This window comes from Ruegeria sp. AD5, assembly GCF_056542345.1.
This window is the reverse complement of sequence record NZ_JBQFZR010000002.1, coordinates 1,067,420-1,089,116: the sequence shown is the minus strand read 5'-3', so window position 1 is coordinate 1,089,116 and position 21,697 is coordinate 1,067,420. Positions and strand designations below refer to the sequence as shown.

Here is a 21,697-nt window from a genome sequence, read left to right as displayed (position 1 = left end):
TCGGGCCGCGATTCAGCGTTGAGAACTGTTTGCCAATAGAAGGTCTGAGCCGTCCACACGAACGGCCCAAGTGTTTAGATTTCGATAGCTTCTGCAATGGCAAATCACTTAGCGATGGTCCAAAGCGCCATTTGATCGGTTTTTCCGCGGGCATTGTAGGCGGGAAGTTGGGATAGCATTTTGTTAACTTCATCGGACAGTTGTTCCCTGACAGCATCCGAGATCACCACTTCTACTCCGAAGTCTCTGGCAGCACTTTCTATCCGGGCGACGGTGTTCATTGTGTCGCCCAGCAAGGCTACCTCCTTTTTCCATGTCCCGATCTCACCTGCCGCAACCGGCCCACAATGTAGAGCCACCCTGATCTTTGCCTCTTGCCCAAATCTGGCGACGTATTCTTCGGTCTTACTCTCTAACGTGCGGGGCATTTCCTTCGCGCACGCAAAACTCCTTTCGTAACTCTTCGGGCTTGCTGTCGGCCATGTCACGATGACTGCGTCTCCCACGTATCGATGCACTTTGCCCCCACTGCTTTCTATGGGCTGGGACAGATCGTAGGACACGTCAGAAAGGAACTCGTGGAATCTCAAATCGCCAATCCGCTCCGCGAGCGAGGTCGACCCTACCAGGTCGGCAAAAAGAACAATTCGGTTTTCTAGCCGGGGGCGTCGATATTGTCCGGTGAAGATTGCCAAAGTTGCCTCCCGGCCTAACAGTCTTAGCAGTTCAACTGACGTGGAAATGACAGAAGCGATCGCAGCGGATAGAGCAAAGTTGAATGCAAACTCAGGTTCCTGCCAGAGTTTCTGATCAAGCAGTACGCGCGCGGGAAGTATGATCCCGATAACGATAATCAGACTATAAATGACGGCCCTAAAGCCGATTATTACGATAAGCGGGGTCTGCCGCAGCCATCGGATCGATTGATTAGAGAGAAAGGTGAGCTCAACCGTTAGGCATCCTGCACCAATGATTAACCCGGTCAAACTGCCGACAATTGCATCCACTGGTTTCTCGTATCCGTCTACGAATATGAGAGGCGTGAGCGCGCCAATGCACATAGAAACTGCAATGACCTTCAAAGCAAAAATCGCTGTTAGTCTGTCGATCAACGCTGCCCCCGGAACGAGAATTCTCTGTTTTGCTATCAGAATCGTTGGGTGGCGGGAACGTGAACTTCAAGGGTCGGCGCATTCACTTTGTCACGCGGAGAATTCATAGGCAAATGCAGCGAATTGGCGCTTTGACCCGCAAATCGTACGAAGTCTGCCATCCCGCCTTGCGATTGCGCCGATAGTCCGGTCTGACGGGCCGCGCCGCAGCGCCCTCAAGGTCGGTCAAAGGCCTGGTATGGGCCGTTGAATGCAATCCAGTTGGCTCGCGCTTCCGATTGTCGAACGCGCTTTAGTGCGTCTACCCACGTTTACGAGTGCCGCGAGTGCCAGATAAACGAGCGAGTGCTTTTTTATGATTCTGTGCGAAATTGTTGGGTTCGACGGTGAGTCTGTCGGGCGACCGGATCGAAGGCCCTGCGTTGGATCAGGCAAAGCTCCCACCGCGGGGTGTTATCATTGGATTGTCGGACGCCGCGATTGCCTACAGGCACCTTTTCTCTAAGCGGTCTGGCTTATACCCCAGACCAATTCGAGAAACGGCGACATTTGGATGATGCTGAATGGTCTATCACAGAGTGAAATGACGTGACGCGTGCAATGGTTTTCATGGCGCTGGTCGCGAAAAGCTTTACGACATTGCCGACAGAAACCGATCCGAAAAGGATCAGGGATTGTACGCATGATCGACGCGTGCTGGTGTTCCTCGACATCGCAAAAAGCGGACGTCGCCGATGGTGCAGCATGGAAACCTGTGGCAATTGCAGCAAGGCTGCTGCATTCAGAGCAGACTTACACCAGTAAGGTTTTAGCGTAGGAACTGCTCAATCACGGCTGCTTGTTGCTTTTTTCCATCCGGGTCTGCTTCGGTTTTCAGGCGAGTAAACGCCTCACCCCAGTTTGAGGTGCGAACGCGGATCGGCGGGTCAGAGGCTTCAATCACGCCCAAGACAACTGATGCCACTTGTTCCGAAGTTTGATAGATATCGCTGCCATCCATTCGCGCCTGAGCGCCGCCTATATACTTCTGGAGAATAGGTAGATACTCATCCTCAAGCATCCCGCCCGTGGCCTCGACATGTTTAAGCACATTGGTCGCAAACTCGGATTGAATACCGCCCGGTTCAACTGTCGAGAAATGGATACCGAAATTGGGCGTGACATAGCTGGCCAGAGCCTCAGTGTATCCCTCAACGGCGAACTTTGCGGCGCAGTAGATCTCGTTGAACGGCTGACCCACTAGGCCGCCTACGGATGAGATTGTGATGACGTGACCCGAGCGTGCTGCGCGCATGTGTGGCATCACCGCTTTTGTGCAGCGCACGACTCCCATGAAATTCACATCCATGACCCAGGCGACGTCTTCTTCGCTGGCTTGTTCGGTTGTGCGGACAAATCCAGCGCCTGCATTGTTGATCAGCTTATCGATCCTCCCCTCGTTCGCGATGATCTGATCGACTGCGGCGTTTACGCTGGCGCTGTCCTGTACGTCCAGCTCAAGCACGTTGAAATTGACGCCAGCGTCAGAGGCGGCCGTATCCAAGATGCCGCGCTTGGCGAGGTTTCGCATAGTCGCGTAGACAGTATGGCCCGCTTGGGCTGCTTGTACGGCGATTTGAACACCAAGGCCGGTTGACGTGCCGGTGATCAGAATGACTTTGGGCATAATGGAAGCTCCGAATATCAAATGAATTGCTTGCGGCAACGATCCGATGTGTCGGGGCGAAGGTCAACAGCGGGACTTCAAAACGCCCAAAGCCTCATCGAAGATATTCACATTCTCTTCTGCGCGTGCGGTCAGATGCGCGCCTTCCAAAAGGGCCAGTACCGCGCGGGACTCCGAGGTAGGATCGGTGGCGCCGGTGATTGATTTGTCCTCTTGGCCAAGCTTCAGGATCTCTTCAATTTGGGTAACCATCATGGCGCGGAATTTTCTGATCTTTTGGATCACGTCATCCGAAAGGCTTTCACGGCTGCTGATGAGCGACACGCAGAGACACAAGGTTTTCCCGTCATTGAGTGCATCCCGGTAGAGGTCGATCAGGGCCAGCAATTGCTCGGCCCCGGTTTTGTGTTCTACCCGGATGCGGTTGCACTTTGCCTGCAGGGTCTCATGATAGCGACCCATGAGTGCCGCCGACAGCGCCGCTTTGGTCGGGAAATGATAGTGGATTGACGCCTTGCGAATACCCACCGCCTCTGCCAGATCGGCATAGCTGAACCCGTCAAACCCCCTCGCGCGCGCAGCGTGTTCGGCAACATCCAGAAGGGCCGTCTTGGTATCACTCGTCATACGTGCTCAAACCTTTTCCGTCATGATCAGGGCCAGCGCGTTTTCCGCAGACTCCAGGGCGCCTTCGATATAGCCCCCGAACTGTGGTGCAACTTCGGTCCCGCCAAAGATTAGTCGGCCATCCCACAGACGGGTCATCGCATGGGGCAGCCCGTATTGCGGATGAGCGTATAACGGCTGTTGATCCGCTTCGATAGAGGTGAACGGGTCAAAGGCCCAATCTTTGACAAAGAGTGTCTTTGGCTCCGCAGCTTCGGCGCCGAACAGCCGGGACAGTTGCTCTTTGAGCAACTGCCTCAGCCGTTCTTCGTTGCTGCGGGTGCGCGGGGGTAAGCCGATAAAGCCGAACAACGCGTAAGGTCCGCCCTCGGCAGGGGAGGCGTCGTGTATTTCCACCATCGGCCCCCTGCGGCTCATCGCGTCACCGGACAGCCCGGCCGTGCGCCAGAACGGGGTATCATAGACAGCGATGACTTTGGCCTGTCCGGCCATCCAAGTCGCGATCCCGGTCATTGCCGCTAAAGCTTCATCTGGTAAAGCAGGTGAGAACGCGATCTTGCTCGCCACGCGAGGAGGGAGGGCCAGTACGACTTCCTGAGCATGGATGACTTGCCCAGTTTGAGCGTTCGTGGTGATCCCAGACGCAGACTTCTCTAACCCGACGATTGGCGCGGATAAGATGAGCCGCTTCGACGGTATCTCAGCGGCAAGCGCATCAGTGAGGGCGCCCAGACCACCTTTCAAGCGATAAGATCCTTGCATCGAGGCAAACCCGCGATCGCGCTCGACCTGGCCGATCTCGTTTTCAAAGCTGAGAGCGCCTGTTGAATATTGCTCGAACCACTCCAGTCCGAGCCGCTTTATTAACGCTGCAATACGCGGCTGCCCGGGCCAGAACCAGGCGGGACCCATGTCGAAGTACCCACCCTCCAGCCTTTCCGTCAAGATACGTCCGCCCGGACGACCCCGCGCTTCGACCAGCAGGTAGTCATGGTTTCGTGCCTGTAGCTGTCGCGCAAGGCAGAGGCCAGAAAGGCCTGCGCCAATGATCAGAGTTTGCGTCTGCATCGCTCAGAACCCCTCAGATGCCGGGCGCAGGTCCAGCTCATGGGTCCAGGTGGATTGCGGTTGATGGGCTAACTGCCAGTAGGCCTCGGCAATCTCGTCCGGTTTCATCATCTTCGACGGATCCAGCGAGTGCAAATCCCGCGAGCGGGGTGTATCGATGATCCCGTCCAAAACGACGTGCGAGATATGTACGCCAGCCGGTTGATATTCACGTGCCAGCGATTGTGTCAGCCCGCGCAGGGCGAACTTAGCCGACGCAAAAGCGGAAAACCGTGGGCCGCCGCGCAGCGACGCTGTGGCCCCCGAAACGATCAGCGCGCCACCACCGCCGCGCACCATCGGTTGCAGAACACATTGCCCCAGCAGGACCAAAGATTGCACCATTGATGTCCACGTTCTCTGATAGTCTTCCAATGCGGTTTCGGGGAATGGCGCGATCACCAGCTCAGCCGTATTGTGTACCACGAACTTCGGCGGGCCATGCGTAGCGATCAATTCAGAAATCACTGGCGCAACCGCACTCGGATCGGACAGATCGACCTGATGAAACGGCGCGATCGTTTCCTGCGGCTGCGTCCGTCCAAGACCAATGGCCGTCATGCCACCTGCCTGAAACCGCGCGAGAAGGGACTGGCCAAGGCCAGTCCCCGCACCGGCGACAATCGCCAGAGGTTTCTTGCTACTCATGAATTAAACCACCGGTGGCTGTGCAAAGGGCAGGTGGCCAGTCTTCATCCAGACCTTCGCCCCGTCTGGGCCAGCCATAGCCGACAGCGCTTCACCCTCAGGCAGGCGTAGCCAGTCGTTCTTTTTCAGCACGTCACCGCCTGAGGTCAGCGATCCGCCAATCATTAACAGCTCGATACCACCCGGCGCATTCGAAGTAATCTCGGTGCCTGCATCAACATGGCTGTAAGTGACAACCTCGCGGTCATCCTTGTGCAGCGTCGCAGTGGCGACCCCGTTCACGGGTGCGGCCAGTTCGTCGGCCATGGTTTTGCGGAACTGATTGCGATCATCCATGTCGAATTGCCAGAGTTTGACGAAGATCGTGCAGCCGGGTTCTGAGCCGGGCGTGTGCTCGGTCGTTGGGGGATTGCGCACATAGGTGCCTTCCGGGAAATCGCCATGCTCATCCTGAAAGACGCCGTCCAGAACGATGAACTCTTCACCGCCTGTATGGGTGTGGGCCGAAAACTTGCTGCCTGGTGCATAGCGCACAATGGTGGTGGCGCGGGCGACTTCGCCACCAATTCGGTCCAGCATGCGCCGGTCCACACCCTTCATGGGCGAGGCCTGCCACTCAAGCTGATCAGAGTGAACAACGACACGCGAAGAGAAGTCCGAGTTGAGTTCCATGGGAGGGGTCCTTTCAACTTAAATGGCAGTTCTCGCTTAGCCGGCGATAGATGGACGGGCCGCCATCTTAGCACGCCAAGCTTGCAGGTTGGTCAGGGTTTCAGGAATTTCAACTTTGGCAAAATCGGCGAACGCCAATCCTGCAAAGGCGGTGATATCAGCCACCGAGAATGTGTCCCCGGCCAAGTATTCGTTTTCGGCCAATACCGCATCCAGATAGGCCATGGTGTTTCCGGCAACCTCTTTCTGTTTGTTGCCCCATTCGGCGCATTGATAGGTTTCCAGGTCCGGGCCGAGGCCAGGTGTGGCATGGTGGAAGTAGGTGCCGACCGCATTCAACAGACCGTTTTCCGCGCGCAGGTTCATCATCGAGATTCGGGCGCGCTCTTGCGCAGTCACGCCGGTCAATGATGGGCCATCGAAGGTTGCGTCGATATATTCAGTGATCGCGTTGCATTGAGCGATGTGCGATCCATCTTCCAGTTCCAAACAAGGCACCGCGGCATCGGGGTTTTTGGCTTTGAACTCAGGCGTACGATGTTCGCCGCCCATCACATCCACAGGGATGAATTCAACTTTGTCTGACGCGCCTTTCTCAGCCAGCGCAATACGAACACGGGCAGGGTTCGGGAACCCTTCTACATCATAAATCTTCATCTGAGTACCTCCGTCGGGGCTTGCAGTGCTCAAATCTACCTATCTATAGGTAGAATGCATTGCAAGCCTTTATTACGTCTCTTCAGATTGAATTGCTCTGATGGTCTTGTCAGAAGAACTTTGTTTGAGTGGGGCAGGGGTGTTGCGTAGCTATTGCCCATTACCGGACCTGCATCCTTCAAGTACTTCGAAACTAGTCCTGAGATCATCCGCCTTGCGGTGATGCTATACATCCGGTTCCCGCTCTCGCTTCGGAATGTCGAAGATCTGCTGCACGAGCGAGGCATCGACGTGAGCCACGAAACTGTCCGATATGGGTGGAACAGGTTCGGTCCGATCTTCGCCTCTGAGATCAGACAAAAGCGGGAGCAACAACTGCGTGCATTCTCGAAATGGAAGTGGCATGTGGATGAGGTTTTGTGAAGGTTAATGGCAAGAAGCATTACCTCTGGCGGGCCGTAGATCATGAGGGCAAGGTGCTGGGAGCCGTTGTCACCAAACGCCGAAACAAAGCTGCAGCGCTGAAATTCCTCAAGAAATTGATGGAGCGACACGGTAAAGCGGAAAACGTTGTCACAGATCGCTTCGCCCCATACAGAACCGCTTTCAGAGAGCTTGGTGCTGAAAAAAACAGAAAACGGGCAGGTGGCTCAACAACTGCGTCGAGAATTCGCACCTGCCTTTCCGACGACTCGAACGCGCCATGCAACGTTTCAGGCGGATGCGAAGTTTGCAGAAGCTCACCGCCGTCAACTCCTCTGTCTACAACCACTTCAACGAGAAAGAGCGCTTGCCAGCCGAGGCACCTTCAAGCTGATACTCACCTCCGCTCTCGCCGAGTGGCGGGGTCTTTGTGACGAATGAAGGACAGCTATACTGGCCTAGCTGAGACTGGTTCGAATCCCTGTCTCCCCGCCACTCATACCTGTCTCACTTCAGTTGTGTTTTCTGACCCGGAATTGTGCCGCAATTCCCGCGAGTTGGCGCATGCGCTTTCAATCAGAGACGGAGCAGATCGCACACTCAGAGCGCAATTCCGGCCGCAGTCTCTGTGGCGCATTTTGGCGGGGTCGCTTTGGGCGGGATTTCCCTGATACCCGGCAATTTACAGGGAATTTTCGTGAAACAGGTCTGAGTTCCGTCATTTCTCCTATCGGAACTGCATGTTTTCCAGAGGTTTATGTTGCAAATTCCCTAAAAGGTGGAACAGGGAATTTTCTCGTGGGAACAGGGAATTGTGCCTACGGATCAGGGAGGGCAAACCCTGTAACAGGGACGAAGGACTTGGAGATGTCAGAAGCCGAACAGGCGTTCCTGTTCAGACCAGTCTAGTGGGTGGGTCATGCTGACAAGACGCTTGAGTGTGAATTCGGTCGGCTGAGCGCCGTCGAGAATCGCGACCTGAATCTTCGGTGAAAGAAACGCGAGCTGAGCACGGGTACGGATGAAGGCGCCGGGGAGGTTTTCGCGGCGGGCAATTTCCATCAGTTGAACGCCGGCTTTTAGATCACGCGCCCAGCCATGAGCGCGGATCAGCATGGACCGGAGGTGGGGATCGGGTTGGGGTGCCATGTCTCCAGCGATGACCTTGGCCTCGACGCCGCGTCGTCGCAGATCGAAGGATGAGGTGATGTGTGTGAGATCCGGGTTCAGATGATCGGCCGCGATGCCAAGTGCGCTTGCCAGAGTTTTAGGGTTCAATTCGAGGTCGATCTGTCCGCGTGCAATTCTGCCGTTGGCCAGAATATCAGCACCGACCTGAGCGCCTTGGCCTCGAAGCCGAGTTACTAAATCCGCAGCTGAAGTCTGAACTGCCTCCGTTGACCCGGCCTCCGGTTGCGCCAGCACCTGGTGCGCGGCGGCGGCGTCTTGCAGATGTCTGACGATGACATCAATGACTGCGTGTTCCAGCGCCGGGCCGGGCAGTCGCCAGCCGGAGATATCCTTGCCACCCGAGATCAGTCGATTGGAGACGTAATAGCGCAACCGTCGGCCTTTGCGCGTGGTGTGGGTTGGCGTCAACCGATTACCTGTTTCGTCCTGCAGCAGACCGGTGAGCCAGGCGCCGGGGTCATTGGAGTGTTGGCGCGTATCGGAGCCGCCGCGTGCACGGGAGCGATTGGAGGCCTGTCGCATTTTTTCCTGTACCCGGTCCCAAACGCCTTGGTCGATGATCGCCGTATGTTGTCCGTCCCAGATCTTATTCTTGTGGCGAATTTTTCCGAGATAAACCGGGTTGCGCAGCAGGTAATAGATTTGGCCGCGTGACAGCGGACGATTCCCCTTCACGCTTCCGTCGGCCAGAACAACCCGTTTTGACCGCAGCCCTTCTGCCGTTGCCCGTTCTTCTACTTTGCGCAGGCAACCCAGCTCGCCTTAAAGCCCAAACAGATGCCGGACCGTTCTGGCCTCCTCCTCATTCACCACCAGCGTTCTTGCCTTCGGATCGGGGTGGCGGTCATAGCCGAGGGGCAGGTTGCCACCCATCCAAAGTCCCTTTTTCTTGGACGCCGCGATTTTGTCGCGGATACGTTCGGCGGTGACTTCCCGTTCAAACTGAGCAAAGGACAACAGCACGTTCAGGGTCAGTCGGCCCTTGGATGAGGAGGTATTGAAGGCCTATGTAACCGAGACAAAGGAACAGTTCGCCTGTTCCAGCCGTTCGACCAGCTTCGAGAAGTCGGCGAGCGACCGGGTCAGCCGGTCGATCTTGTAGACCACAACCATGTCGATACGCCCTGCATCGATCTCTTCAATATGGCGCTTCAGGGCGGGTCGCTCGAGTGTGCCGCCCGACAGGCCGCCGTCATCGTAATGCTTGGCCAATAGGATCCAGCCTTCGTGTCGCTGGCTGGCGACATAGGCCGCGCAGGCCTCATGTTGCGCGTCCAAGGAATTGAAGTCCTGATCCAGCCCCTCGTCAGATGACTTGCGCGTGTAAATCGCGCATCGGATTTTGCGGCGCGGGCTCATTTGGCCACCTTTCCGGTGAGCCCATCCGCATGTGCAGTCGACATTTGTGCGATCCGGGCGGTTCAACTTTGTCATCGGAGATCAGGAGCGAGCGTTGGAGCCCGGTGACAGCCTGATCATTCCGTCCGGTGTAAGCCATGGTTTTGTTTGCCTGGCTGCCGGAGAGTTGATCGACTGCTTCACGCCCAGGCGGGACAATTTTCTGTAAGGCGTTTTCCGTCCGCGCCATGACCTTTGGCCACGTTCTGCGCATTGAGGCAGGGTAGTCTATTTTCGGTGGGTCGGGCAGGGCGACGCCATATTCTGCGTTAGAAATCGGATCAATGACGGGCGACGCCGCAGCTCAGGTTAGGAATTGCGTATCTTGCGGGCTGATCCGATGCCGAGAATCAGGTCGGCGCATCGTTCGCCCAGCATCATGGCAGGTGCGTTTGTGTTGCCGGCGTTGATGTCGGGCACGGCTGACATGTCGCACACCCGCAAGCTCTCAATTCCGCGCACGCGCATCCTGGCGTCCAGCACGGCCATTCCGTCGCCGTCCCGGCCCATTTTGGCAGTGCCCGCCGGGTGATAGTTGGTTTTTACGAATCGCTTACAATGTGCTCGTAGCGTCTGGTCGTCGTCCGCTGTGGGAATGACGATTTCGCGAACCCTTTGAGCAAGCGGGCCCGACGTGAATGCCCGGCGAAAGAACCGCTGCCCCCGGATCATCTCCTGCATGTCGTCTTCATGCTTCAGAAGGTTGGGCGAGACCACTGGCATGGTGTGAGGATCGGCCGAGCGAAGCCGGACCTCTCCGCGTGATTTCGGTTTGACCACGACGGTCGTAACGGTCAGGCCAAAGTCATCCTGCACCTCGTCCAGAGCGTCGCGATCCAGATAAACAATTGGCACGCAAAAAGCTTGAATGGTTGGTTCTCCATCAGGAATCGACGGATTGACAAACGCGCCGGCTTCGACTCCGGCGGAAGTCACCGGTCCGCTGCCGAACAGTTTGAACTGGATGCCGTTGCGAAGCATCCGCCAGCCCTCACCTTGTTTGAAGTATCCGTAGGGACCGTTGGCAAAGGCGGTAATTGGAACTTCGGGGTGGTCGATCAGGTTCTGGCCAACCCCAGGCAATGGGCAGATCACGGGAATACCGTGATCGGCAAGATGTGCATCAGGTCCGATGCCTGATAGCATTAGGATTTTTGGCGTCACCAGAGCGCCCGCCGCAACGACAACTTCACCATCGCACCGGACCGTGTGGGCTCCGCGTTTGTCTCGATACTGCACGCCGACGGCCTTATCGTTTTCGATGATGACTTTGCTGACCGTTGCGCCAAGCTGGATGGTCAAGTTCGGGTTCGTCTCGAGAGGGGCGAGAAAAGCATAGGCCGACGAACTGCGCTTACCGGCGCGATTGGTGAACTGATAGAACCCGACACCGCGCTGCGTTGCGCCGTTGAAATCCGTGTTGAATGGTTCGCCAAGGGCCTGGACCGACTGAACGAACCAACGTGACATGTCGTCGATATGCCCCGGATCCGAGACCTGCACCGGACCGTTGCTGCCATGCAGGTCATTGTGAAGCCTGTTATTGTCTTCCATTCTACGGAAGTAGGGCAGCACATCATCCCATCCCCAGCCGACCCCGTCGTTGGTCTGTCGTAGCAGGTCGTCCCACGCGTCATAATCAGAAGGGCGGCCGCGCATATAGACCTGGGCATTCACAGACGACCCGCCACCCAGCACGTTGGCCTGCGGAATGTCATGCACGCGACCGTCCAGGTGGTCCTGCGGTTCGGTCTGGTGGTAGGTCATGAACTTGGACCCGTTGATCATCTTGAAGATACCCGGCGGCATGTCCAGCAACGGATGGCGGTGCGAATGCCCGGCCTCCAGCACCAGAACCCTGCACTTGCCCTGGTTGACCAGTCGCGCTGCAGCGGCTGCGCCGGCAGAGCCGCCGCCGATGACGATATGATCGAAGGTTTCCGTCATGAGTTCGCCTTCAGGCCCGGCGTTTGGGTTCGCTGATCGAGTCGCGCTCCACCAGTTCGCATTCAAGCTTCACGAGAGGGTGTCGCTGACCATCCGTCGGACCGTGGAACAACTGTTCGATGACCCAGCGTCCCATCGCCCTAGTTGGAAGGATCATCGAGGTCAGGGGGGGCGACAGGTGTCGCGCGGTTTCGTCATCGTCAAATCCGATGACCGAGATGTCTTCGGGGATGGATAGGCCAAGTTCCTTGAGCGCCTCATAGCAGCCGATTGCCATTCGGTCATTCTGACAGAAAATGGCGGTTGGCGGAGAGGGCAGGTCCATCAATTCGCGCGTGGCAGCATAGCCTGCGCTGGGCAGCCAGTTGCCCTCGATGACCAAATCCTCGTCAAATGGGATGTCGGCGGAAGCAAGGGCGTTTCTGTACCCGGTCGTTCGCCCTGCGGCGCATTCCATGAACGGCTCGCCGGTGATGGTGGCGATTCGTTTGTGCCCCGCCTTGATCAGGGCGTTGGTCGCCGTATGTCCAGCAGCGACTTCGCCGGGGATCACCGCAGGAAAAGAGAGGTCGTCGCAAAAGCAGTTCAGCAGCAGAACCGGGGTTGCGGTCTGCCTGAGTATTTCCGGAACGACCACCCGCCGGGTGAAAACGGTTGCGTAAATGATGCCCGCAACCTGTTGGTCGAGGAAATACCTAAGCGTTCTGGGTTCGACCTCGGGGTCGTTTTGGGTTTCTGCCAGCAATACAAGATTTCCCGTGTCCCGAACGGCCTGTTTCACGCCATTAAACGCGTTTACCATTTCGGGGCTCGACGCCAGATCGTCCACGACAAAAGCGATGGTGCCGTCTAACGCCGAGGGTCGAGGCGCGCTGTCCTGGGGTTTCCTGAGTTGAGAGGGCATGGCGTATCCAAGCGTGTTGGCGGCATCCAGGACTCTTTGCTTTGTGTCCTCGGAGATTTTGACGGAATCGTTCTTGTTTAGAACGAGCGATACTGTCGTCTGTGAGCACCCGGCGACGCGTGCAATATCATGCATCGTTATGCGCTGCCGGCCCGCGACTCGTCCCACGCCCCTGTGCTGCCCGGTCTTGTTCGCTTGATCGTTCATCGCTCAACCTTTTTGTTCGCTTCCTTTTTATCGACTATGCGGAGGACACGCAACTAATATTAGTGAATAGTAATTAATATTAGTGTTGACGAAATAATATTATTAGTGTTTTGATCGGCAGTGCGGTCGCCAATGTGGTCTGACCGAGCAAACGCGGGAGGCGAAATTGCGGTCTGTTGTGGGGGAGTTGGGTCAGGTGGTTCGGCATTCGATGTTCATCGATGGCCGCTTTACCGACTCTGACGCGGACACGGTTGGTGTCGAGAACCCTGCAAATGAAGAGATCTTTGCGCAAGTTCCAGATGGCGGTGCCGCTCATGCGGATGCGGCCGTCGAGGCGGCCCATCGTGCTTTTGGCTCGTGGTCCTCGCGCCCGGCGATCGAGCGGGCGCGACTGGTTCAGCGGTTGGCCGAGGCCATCCGGATTGACGCCGGGCGTCTGGCCGCTCTGATCACGGTCGAGCAGGGCAAGCCGATCACGCAGGCCCGAAGTGAAGTTGATGCCGCTGTTACCTTTCTTTGCCATGCGGCTGAAGAGGCCCGGAGGATTTCGGGTGACATAGTGGCATCGGACAACAAGTCCGAGGAAATCCAGATCCGGCGTCATCCTTATGGCGTTGTTGTTGCGTTGACGGCCTGGAACTATCCGCTGGCATTGGCCGCCAGGAAAGTCGGGCCTGCGCTGGTCGCGGGCAATACTGTTGTTCTGTTGGGGCACGAAATCACGCCGCTGTCCGGTCTCGCGATCGCCGAGCTTGCCGAAAAGGTCGGGTTTCCGGCCGGTGTTCTGAATGTTCTGACAGGCAAGGGGCCGGTGGTAGGGCAGCGGTTGGTCGAACACCCCGATACCTCACTGATCACAATGACCGGCAGCACACGAGCCGGTAAAGAGATTTTTCGCGCCGCGGCCGACCGGATCAAGGTTGTCCGGCTCGAGCTTGGCGGCAAGGCTCCGTTCATCGTGATGGAGGATGCGGATATTGACGCCGCCGTTTCGGCCGCGATTGCCGCCCGGTTTGCCAATTGCGGCCAGATTTGCACCTGCAACGAGCGTATGTATCTACATCGCGGCATTGCGGATCAGTTTCTTGAAAAATTCGTGTCTGCGGCCCGTGCTTTGTCGATCGGGGATCCGATGGAGGACTGCGATCTGGGTCCCAAAGTCAGCAAGGCCGAGGTGTCCAAGGTCGACGAAATCATCAAGCGCAGCATCACGGAAGGTGCCACGGTCCATCTGGAAGGCGGGCCCCTGTTGGACAGTGCGCACCGCAAAGGACACTGGATGTCCCCGACGGTTCTTGAGGTCTCAGACAACGGCAATGCCGCGATGCAAGAGGAGGTCTTTGGCCCTGTGGCGACAGCCATGCGAGTCGAAGATTTTGATCAGGCGATAGAATTTGCGAATGACACATCATTCGGGCTGTCTGCCTATCTCTTTACGGGATCGCACCGGCGATTGATGGAGGCCCCGAGCCGTTTGAAGTTCGGCGAATTGTACCTGAACCGCTCCAATGGTGAGGCCGTACAGGGATTTCACACCGGTTGGGGTTTGTCCGGGGTTGGGGGCGAAGACGGCGCGTATGGCTTCGATGGCTATCTGAGGAAACAGACGACATACATGAATTGGGCATGACCTGAGAACTCGCGGTCAAAACGGAGGCGACCGCACCAATGGAGGAGGAATAACCATGAAACGCAGAACTCTTTTGATCTCGACGGTTGTCGCGGGTGCGCTGTTGGGCACCACGGTGATCGCGCAGGATCTGCCACCGCTTGAGCAGAAGGATCGCTACAAGGTCGGCTTTGCGCAGATGGAATCGAACAACCCGTGGCGCATTGCCGAAACGAAATCTTTCCATGACACAGCCGAGGCCTGTGGCTGGGATCTGATCGCGACGGATGCGGCCGGATCTGCGGCCAAGCAGGTTGCGGATGTGGACAGCATGATCGCCCAAGGCATCGACGTTCTGTTCCTGCCCCCGCGGGAAGAAAAGCCGTTGATCCCAGCCGTTATGAAGGCCCGTGCAGCGGGAATCCCGACCTTTTTGGTGGACCGCTCGGTTGATCCGGCCGTTGCCAAGCCGGGCGAGCATTTTGTGGCGTTCCTTGGGTCGGATTTTATTGATCAGGGCAACCGGGCCGCACAGTGGCTGATGGAGAATTTCGACGGCGACAATGGCGTCATCGTCCAGTTGGAGGGCACGACTGGTTCTTCACCTGCAAATGACCGCAAAAAAGGTTTCGACGACGCGATTGCAGCGGATGACCGCTTTGAGATCGTGGCTTCTCAGACCGGTGACTTTGCGCGCGACCTGGGTCGTCAGGTGATGGAAACCCTGCTGCAGGCGCACCCCGATGTGAACGTGGTCTACGCCCACAATGACGAGATGGCAATCGGTGCGATCCAGGCTCTGGAACTGGCCGGCCGCAAGCCCGGCGAGGACGTGACAATCGTTTCGATCGACGGGACACGCGATGCACTTCAGGCTATTATCGATGGCAAGATGGGGGTGACGGTGGAAAGCTCACCCTTCTTCGGCCCTCTGGCTTGTGAAGTCATGAAAAAATACGCAGCTGGCGAGGCGATCCCGGAATGGGTGAAAGTCGAAGATCGCATCTTTACCAAGGACAATGCGGCCGATCACATCGACGAAGCCTATTGATTCTCCCTGGTGGGTGGTGCTGGCCTGTGGTCGGCGCCGCCTGCAAGCAATCGGAGGAAGACATCTCATGAATGCGCTCGTCTCGATGTCGGGAATTGAAAAGTCGTTTGCCGGCGTACCGGCACTGAGCCAGGCCAACCTGGAAATCGCGCCCGGCGAGGTTCATGCGCTGATCGGCCAGAACGGTGCCGGAAAATCGACGATGATCAAGGTTCTGACCGGAGTTTACGATCGGGATGCCGGCGACGTTCATCTGGCGGGTGTGCCGAGCCGCATCTCCACTCCGCGCGAAGCGCAGGAATCCGGAATTGCCACCATCTATCAAGAGCTCAACCTGGTACCGCTGCGGTCAGTGACCGAGAACATCATCATGGGGTACGAGCCCAAACGTCTCGGCTTTCTGGTCGACTGGCGCGAGGGCAACAGGCGCGCACGCGAGGTGCTTACGCGCTTTGGCATAGATATCGACGTGACCGAGCCGTTAGGAAATTTCTCGACAGCGATCCAGCAGTTGGTTGCAATTGCGCGGGCTGTATCGCTGGATGCGAAACTTGTCATCATGGATGAACCTACGTCGTCGCTGGATGCCAGCGAAGTCGAGGTGCTGTTCGGTGTTGTGCGCGAGTTGAAGAAACAGGGCGTGTCTGTTCTTTATGTTTCGCATTTCCTCGATGAGCTGTTCCAAATATGCGATCGAGTCACAACGATGCGAGATGGGCGCACCGTCAGCAGGCGTAACGTCCAGGACACGACCAAACTGGAAATGATCGCGGACATGCTGGGCCGCAACAAGGATGAGATCGCGGCAGACGGTCTGACGGACTTCGCAGGTGCCAAGGCCAAGAAAGGCGATATCGTTTTGCGGGCGGACTCTGTTTCAACAGGCCCGCGGCTGACGCATTTCGACCTCACGCTCCACCGCGGGGAAATCGTTGGGCTGGGCGGATTGCTGGGCTCTGGCCGGACCGAGGCGGCGCGCGCTTTGTTCGGAGTGGACGGGAAACGCAGCGGCGCAATCGAGTTGCATGGCACGGTCGGTCAACCGTCCGGACCGGGTGACGCGATCGCGAACGGCGTCGGCTTTCTGACCGAAGATCGCAAGGCCGAAGGGATCATTCCAGACATGTCCGTGCGCGAGAACATGACGCTGGCCCTGCTGCCGAAACTGGCCAGCCGTGGTCAAATCGACTTTGCCCGCGAGCGCGAAATCGTTCAGGCGTTCATCGACGATCTGGGCATCAAGGCGGCGCATATGGACCAGCCCATTCGCGAGTTGTCCGGCGGCAACCAGCAAAAGGTGTTGCTTGCCCGCTGGCTGGCGACGCAGCCCGACATCCTGATACTCGACGAGCCGACCCGAGGCGTGGATGTTGGCGCCAAGCGAGAGATCCAATCGTTCATTCGGTCTTATGTCGAGAAGGGGTTTGGTGTCGTCCTCATCAGTTCGGAATTCGAAGAACTGGTGGAAGGCGCTGACCGCATCGTTGTCATGCACGAGGGACGCTCGGTCAAGGAACTGACCAACCCCGGGGTCACCGAGAACATACTGGTGCGCGCGCTTGCGCATCATGAAGAAGGAACTGGTTCATGGACCGCGCAATGAAGTTGCCGCAACGGGTCGCATCAATGCCCTTCCGCTTTCACGGCGGCATCGCCGCGTTGGTCGCCCTATTAGTGTTCAACGCGTTTTTCACACCTAATTTCCTGCAACTGCAAACCCTGTTCGTAAATATCAGCCAGGTCGCTACGATCGCCATCGTGGCCATGGGGATGACGCTGGTAATCGCCACGGGTGGGATCGATCTGTCGGTTGGGGCGGTCATGGCGCTGGCGGGGGCGCTTGCTCCGCTGATCTTTCTGTCGGATCTGGGCGCTGCCAATCCGATGCTAGGCGTCACTTTGGCCATTGTCCTGCCGCTGTTCATTGCGGGGCTATGCGGGGTATTCAACGGCGTGATGGTTGCCGTGTTGAACGTGCAGCCCATTGTTGCGACGCTCATTCTCTTCATCTCTGGTCGCGGTATTGCCCAAGTCTTGACGAACGGGAACCTGCAGACGTTTTCAAACCCTTCATTCAGTTATCTTGGAACTGGTAAAGTGCTTGGTTTGCCGTTCCAGGGCTGGCTGGCGCTGGCCATTGCCTGTGTGCTGTTTTGGGTGATCACCAGAACCACATGGGGCCGTTACCTGTTGGCCATAGGGGGCAATGAACGTGCGGCCTATCTGTCGGGTGGTCCCGTCCGACGGGTCAAGATCGGGGCCTATGTCATCTGCGCGGTGCTTGCGGGCCTAGCCGGTTTGATCGTGGTTGCAATCAACTCGGCCTCGGACGCCGCGCGCAACGGCAATCTGATGGAGCTTGATGCCATCGCGGCCGCGGTTGTTGGCGGGGCTCTTTTGCAAGGCGGGCGAGCGCCGATCTTTGGTGCCATACTGGGTGCCGTCATCATCCAGTTGGTCAAATATACATTGTTGGCCAACGGGGTAGAGGACGAAGTTGCACTGATCGCCAAGGCCGTCATCATTATCCTGGCCGTTTGGGTCCAGCAGTTTCGGAGGGTTTAATCGATGTTGGATGAAACGGCTTTTGACCTGCGAAAATACCTTCGACGTAATTCGGCCTCGGTGACGGTGTGGATCGCACTGCTGGCTTTGATTCTGTTCGGGCTGATGCGCTATGACAACTTTGGCAGCGCCTACAATTTCTCGTCTTTCCTGAATTACAACGCGATGTTCATCGCGATTGCGCTGGGCATGTGTTTTGTGATCATGACCGGCGGGATTGATCTGTCGGTCGGATCCGTGGCGGCGTTTACCTCGGTTGTTGCGGCCTATCTCAGCCCGTATGGGATTCAGGTTGCGTTGCCGGGGGCCGTTCTTGCCGGGGTTGGTTTCGGGGCGATCAACGCCTTTTGCATAATCATCCTTCGGATCCCGCCCTTCATCGCCACGCTGGCCACCATGCTGGCCGCAAAAGGCGGCGCATTGGTGATTTCGGGCGCCCAGACAATTTCGGTCGATTGGGGGTCGAACTTCACCAAGCTTGGCATGGGGCAGGCCTTTGGTCTGTTTCCATGGGCGATCGTCATCGTGGCCGGACTGACTCTGGCACTTTGGCTGGTGCTGGAAAGAACAACCATCGGGCGGACCGTCTTGGCGATCGGTGGCAGCGAGGATGCCTCGAACCTCATGGGTCTGAAGGTCAATCGCGCCAAGGCTTTTGTCTACCTGCTGTCGGGTGGCTGTGCGGGGCTAGCTGGAGTCTTTCTGGCCTCGGGTTTTGGAGCTGGGCAACCCCTTGAAGGCATCGGATGGGAATTGTCAGCCATCGCTTCTGTGGTTGTAGGCGGCACTTTGTTGACGGGTGGGATGGGATCGATCCCTGCGACGGTCGCTGGCGCGCTGTTGCTGGGGCTGGTCTTCAACGTTCTAAACTTTGAAAACGGTCAGGGCACCATCAGTTTCAGTGCCTATTGGCAAATGGTCATACGTGGAGGCTTTCTATTTGCGGTCATCCTTCTACAGTCTCGGGTTATTGCCAGGCAGCAGAAGGTCTTAGGTTAATGAATCGCATAGAAAGTGTATCAGCGCGGCTGTTCAACGTTCCGCTCGCCGAAGTCCTAGTCGATGCCAAACATGGGGATCACACGTTTTTTCAATTGATCACTGTCACCATTCAAACCTCGGATGGGGTCGAGGGGGTCGGGTATACCTATACCGGGGGCAAGGGTGGCCATGCCATCTTGGCGATGATCCAGCATGACCTGGCACCGTTCCTTGTTGGACAAGACGCCGAACAGATCGAAAGCCTGTACGATACCATGCAGTGGCACGTGCACTACGTCGCACGGGGCGGGATCGCCTCGTTTGCCATCTCGGCCGTAGATATTGCACTGTGGGATATTCGCGGCAGAACGCAGAATGCGCCTTTGTGGCAGATGGCCGGTGGAGCGTCGAAAAGGTGCAAGGCCTATGCCGGCGGGATCGACCTGAATTTCTCGTTGGAGAAACTGCTGCGTCAGACCGAAGGGTACCTTGCGCGTGGGTTCAACGCAGTCAAGATCAAGGTCGGTCAACCAGACCTGGCCGACGATCTTGCACGTGCCCGGGCGGTGCGCGAGATGCTGGGGCCGGACCGGTTCTTCATGGTCGATGCGAATTACTCTATGAGCGTTGAACAGTCCATTGTGGCTGCCAGAGGGTTCGCCGATTGCGATATTCTGTGGTTCGAGGAACCGACTATTCCAGACGATTACAAAGGTTATGGTCGGATTGTCGAAGCGACGGGCGTTCCCCTTGCCATGGGTGAAAACCTGCACACCATACACGAATTTGAATACGCCTTTGATGACGCGAAACTGAGTTTTATCCAGCCCGATGCCTCAAACTGCGGTGGAATCACCGGCTGGCTGCGCGTGGCCGCGCTAAGCGCACAGCACGGCATTCCGGTTTGCAGTCATGGGATGCAGGAGCTGCACGTCAGCCTTGTTTCTGCGCAACCCAACGCAGGCTGGCTAGAAGTACACTCATTCCCGATAGACCAGTACACGACCCATCCACTAGTTGTCGAAGACTGTCTGGCCGTGGCCCCGGATACCCCGGGAACCGGAGTGGAATTCGACTGGGATAAATTGAATGCGGAACACAAGGAGATGCATAGATGACGACCCAGACGATCACTGCCGCATACTACAGGGGCGATAAGAGCTTTGCAGTAGAGCAAGCCCAAGCGACAGATCCGGGTCCCGGCGAGGCTGCCATTCGTGTTGCCTATTGTGGGATTTGCGGGACGGATATGCACGTCTACCACGGCAACATGGATGCCCGCGTCGGCCTGAACCGGGTGATTGGGCATGAGATGTCAGGTGTGGTCGAAGCGGTGGGCGAGGGCGTCGATACGGTCGAACCCGGCCAGAAGGTCGTTGTCCGACCGCTTGATCATTGCGGAGAATGCCCAGCTTGCAAGCGGGGGCATCAGCATATCTGTCAGAATCTCAAGTTTCTCGGCCTCGACACCGATGGCGCGATGCAAGAGATCTGGACTGTTCCGACCCACACGTTGCACGTTCTGCCGGATGACTTGCGCATGGATCACGCGGCGCTGATCGAGCCGGTTGCCGTTGCCTGCCACGATGTGCGGCTGTCTGACCTGCAACCTGGAGATGACGTTGTCGTTATCGGCGGCGGCCCGATTGGCATCCTGGTTGCCATGGTTGCGCGGGACGCGGGTGGAAATGTCGTAATTTCCGAAGTGAATCCGAACCGTCTTGCGATAGCTGAAAAACTTGGCTTTGACACGATCAACCCAATCGAAACCGATCTGGTGTCCACAATCAACGCGCGCACGGGCGACAAAGGGGCAGATGTGGTTTTCGAAGTGTCGGGAACGCAGCCCGGTGTTGATGCGATGACCGCTGTTGCAGCGACTCGGGCCCGGATCGTAATGGTCGCGATCCATGCTCAAAAGCCCCAGATCGACCTGTTCCAGTTCTTCTGGCGAGAGCTGCAACTGATCGGTGCTCGGGTCTATGAGCCAGAGGATTACGAGAAAGCCATTGCAGTTGTCGCCTCGGGCGGAGTGGACGCGGATGTTGTGATCACGGACGTCAGCCCTCTGGCAGACATCCAGGCCGCGTTCGAAGCACTGGATCGCAGCCCAACCGCAATGAAAAGCCTGATCGAAGTAGGACCGCGTTCATGAGTGTTTTGCAAAGTTTCGACCTGACGGGAAAGACGGCCCTTGTGACCGGGTGCAAACGCGGTATCGGGCGCGGTATGGCCGAAGCATTGGCATCGGCCGGAGCCAATATCATCGGAGTGTCCGCCTCGCTCGAGCTGTCTGGCTCGGATGTCGAAAAAGCCGTGACGGCGATGGGACGCAATTTCCGGGCCTACCAATGCGACTTCTCGGATCGCGCCGCGCTGCATGGGTTCATTGATCAGTTGAGGGCCGACGGACAAGCCCCTGATATACTTGTCAACAATGCCGGCACGATCAAACGCAAACCCGCCGCCGAACACCCGGACGACTGGTGGGACGAAGTGATGGAGGTGAACCTGTCCTCGCAGTTCGTTCTGTCACGCGAGATCGGCAAGGACATGCTGGCGCGCGGCTCGGGGAAGATCATCTTCACTGCATCGCTGCTGACATTTCAGGGTGGCATCACCGTTCCGGGCTATGCGGCCTCGAAAGGCGGGATTGGACAGCTGACCAAAGCCTTGGCCAACGAATGGGCCGGGCAGGGCGTAAACGTGAATGCGATCGCGCCTGGCTACATCGCGACCGACAACACCCAAGCCCTGCGGGATGATCCGGTCCGGTCGAAGTCGATCCTGGAACGAACACCCCAAGGCCGTTGGGGTACGCCTGTTGATTTTGCCGGACCGGTGGTCTTTCTGGCCTCTGCTGCGTCGGACTTCGTCAACGGTGAAATCCTTGTAGTCGACGGGGGCTGGATGGGGCGTTAGCACTGCC

General features: G+C 57.4%; 19 protein-coding genes and 3 pseudogenes. 11 read left to right on the top strand and 11 right to left on the bottom strand.

From position 1 onward, the window contains the following. Positions 1-104: 104 nt before the first annotated feature. On the bottom strand, positions 105-1,112 hold the full coding sequence (locus ACR0JG_RS13980) for an adenylate/guanylate cyclase domain-containing protein (RefSeq protein WP_480570535.1): 1,008 nt from the start codon (positions 1,110-1,112) through the stop codon (positions 105-107). Positions 1,113-1,712: 600 nt separating this feature from the next. Here ACR0JG_RS13980 and ACR0JG_RS13975 point away from each other — a divergent pair. Next, a complete protein-coding gene (locus tag ACR0JG_RS13975; RefSeq protein ID WP_480570532.1) occupies positions 1,713-1,916 on the top strand; it encodes a CGNR zinc finger domain-containing protein in 204 nt (67 codons plus the stop codon). A 4-nt stretch (positions 1,917-1,920) separates the two neighbouring features. Here the strand turns inward: ACR0JG_RS13975 and ACR0JG_RS13970 are convergent, their stop codons facing one another. The 6 genes from ACR0JG_RS13970 to ACR0JG_RS13945 all read right to left on the bottom strand — a co-directional run bounded on the left by ACR0JG_RS13970 (position 1,921) and on the right by ACR0JG_RS13945 (position 6,489). After that, positions 1,921-2,778, bottom strand: coding sequence for an SDR family oxidoreductase (locus ACR0JG_RS13970; RefSeq protein WP_480570529.1), 858 nt, complete (start codon positions 2,776-2,778; stop codon positions 1,921-1,923). Positions 2,779-2,841: 63 nt separating this feature from the next. Continuing rightward, positions 2,842-3,405: a TetR/AcrR family transcriptional regulator gene (locus ACR0JG_RS13965; RefSeq protein ID WP_480570526.1), complete on the bottom strand. Its 564-nt coding sequence runs from the start codon at positions 3,403-3,405 to the stop codon at positions 2,842-2,844. Between the two features lie 6 nt (positions 3,406-3,411). Next, positions 3,412-4,473 carry an NAD(P)/FAD-dependent oxidoreductase gene (locus ACR0JG_RS13960; RefSeq protein ID WP_170512677.1) on the bottom strand — a complete coding sequence of 354 codons (1,062 nt, stop codon included), beginning with the start codon at positions 4,471-4,473 and terminating at the stop codon, positions 3,412-3,414. A gap of 3 nt (positions 4,474-4,476) precedes the next feature. Continuing rightward, positions 4,477-5,160, bottom strand: a complete 684-nt coding sequence (locus tag ACR0JG_RS13955) for an SDR family NAD(P)-dependent oxidoreductase (protein WP_480561279.1) — start codon at positions 5,158-5,160, stop codon at positions 4,477-4,479. A gap of 3 nt (positions 5,161-5,163) precedes the next feature. Beyond that, entirely contained in the window at positions 5,164-5,832 is a 669-nt protein-coding gene (locus tag ACR0JG_RS13950) for a cupin domain-containing protein (RefSeq protein ID WP_170511673.1), read from the bottom strand. A gap of 36 nt (positions 5,833-5,868) precedes the next feature. Then, positions 5,869-6,489, bottom strand: coding sequence for a glutathione S-transferase family protein (locus tag ACR0JG_RS13945; RefSeq protein ID WP_170399737.1), 621 nt, complete (start codon positions 6,487-6,489; stop codon positions 5,869-5,871). 153 nt (positions 6,490-6,642) lie between these two features. On the opposite strand from ACR0JG_RS13945, the pseudogene ACR0JG_RS13940 reads away from it, so the two are divergent. Beyond that, positions 6,643-7,353 (top strand): annotated as a pseudogene (locus ACR0JG_RS13940) (IS6 family transposase). A gap of 429 nt (positions 7,354-7,782) precedes the next feature. Here ACR0JG_RS13940 and ACR0JG_RS13935 read toward each other — a convergent pair. Further along, the gene (locus ACR0JG_RS13935; protein ID WP_480570523.1) at positions 7,783-8,778 is read right to left on the bottom strand and encodes a recombinase family protein; all 996 of its coding nucleotides are present in this window, start codon (positions 8,776-8,778) and stop codon (positions 7,783-7,785) included. Between the two features lie 87 nt (positions 8,779-8,865). After that, positions 8,866-9,462 (bottom strand): annotated as a pseudogene (locus tag ACR0JG_RS13930) (recombinase family protein). Between the two features lie 19 nt (positions 9,463-9,481). Between ACR0JG_RS13930 and ACR0JG_RS13925 the strand changes: the two are divergent. Further along, a pseudogene (locus tag ACR0JG_RS13925) lies at positions 9,482-9,670 on the top strand (cupin domain-containing protein); the annotation flags it as partial. A gap of 140 nt (positions 9,671-9,810) precedes the next feature. Here the strand turns inward: ACR0JG_RS13925 and ACR0JG_RS13920 are convergent. After that, on the bottom strand, positions 9,811-11,448 hold the full coding sequence (locus tag ACR0JG_RS13920) for a GMC family oxidoreductase (RefSeq protein ID WP_480570519.1): 1,638 nt from the start codon (positions 11,446-11,448) through the stop codon (positions 9,811-9,813). Between the two features lie 10 nt (positions 11,449-11,458). Then, a complete protein-coding gene (locus ACR0JG_RS13915; protein WP_170396944.1) occupies positions 11,459-12,487 on the bottom strand; it encodes a LacI family DNA-binding transcriptional regulator in 1,029 nt (342 codons plus the stop codon). A 238-nt stretch (positions 12,488-12,725) separates the two neighbouring features. Between ACR0JG_RS13915 and ACR0JG_RS13910 the strand changes: the two genes are divergently transcribed. The 8 genes from ACR0JG_RS13910 to ACR0JG_RS13875 all read left to right on the top strand — a co-directional run bounded on the left by ACR0JG_RS13910 (position 12,726) and on the right by ACR0JG_RS13875 (position 21,690). After that, positions 12,726-14,192 carry an aldehyde dehydrogenase family protein gene (locus ACR0JG_RS13910; protein WP_480459264.1) on the top strand — a complete coding sequence of 489 codons (1,467 nt, stop codon included), beginning with the start codon at positions 12,726-12,728 and terminating at the stop codon, positions 14,190-14,192. 55 nt (positions 14,193-14,247) lie between these two features. Then, a complete protein-coding gene (locus ACR0JG_RS13905) occupies positions 14,248-15,222 on the top strand; it encodes an ABC transporter substrate-binding protein (RefSeq protein ID WP_170396129.1) in 975 nt (324 codons plus the stop codon). Positions 15,223-15,289: 67 nt separating this feature from the next. Next, on the top strand, positions 15,290-16,825 hold the full coding sequence (locus tag ACR0JG_RS13900) for a sugar ABC transporter ATP-binding protein (protein ID WP_255612040.1): 1,536 nt from the start codon (positions 15,290-15,292) through the stop codon (positions 16,823-16,825). Beyond that, the gene (locus ACR0JG_RS13895; RefSeq protein WP_170403552.1) at positions 16,810-17,787 is read left to right on the top strand and encodes an ABC transporter permease; all 978 of its coding nucleotides are present in this window, start codon (positions 16,810-16,812) and stop codon (positions 17,785-17,787) included. Before ACR0JG_RS13900 ends, ACR0JG_RS13895 begins: the two co-directional genes overlap by 16 nt. Before the next feature lie 3 nt (positions 17,788-17,790). Then, positions 17,791-18,786 carry an ABC transporter permease gene (locus ACR0JG_RS13890; RefSeq protein ID WP_170403549.1) on the top strand — a complete coding sequence of 332 codons (996 nt, stop codon included), beginning with the start codon at positions 17,791-17,793 and terminating at the stop codon, positions 18,784-18,786. Then, complete coding sequence (locus ACR0JG_RS13885) at positions 18,786-19,886, top strand: mandelate racemase/muconate lactonizing enzyme family protein (RefSeq protein ID WP_480570516.1); 1,101 nt, start codon at positions 18,786-18,788, stop codon at positions 19,884-19,886. The genes ACR0JG_RS13890 and ACR0JG_RS13885 overlap by 1 nt, the downstream gene beginning before the upstream one ends. After that, complete coding sequence (locus ACR0JG_RS13880; protein WP_480570513.1) at positions 19,883-20,923, top strand: zinc-dependent alcohol dehydrogenase; 1,041 nt, start codon at positions 19,883-19,885, stop codon at positions 20,921-20,923. The genes ACR0JG_RS13885 and ACR0JG_RS13880 overlap by 4 nt, the downstream gene beginning before the upstream one ends. Next, positions 20,920-21,690, top strand: a complete 771-nt coding sequence (locus ACR0JG_RS13875) for an SDR family oxidoreductase (protein ID WP_170733469.1) — start codon at positions 20,920-20,922, stop codon at positions 21,688-21,690. Before ACR0JG_RS13880 ends, ACR0JG_RS13875 begins: the two co-directional genes overlap by 4 nt. The last annotated feature ends 7 nt before the right edge of the window (positions 21,691-21,697 follow it).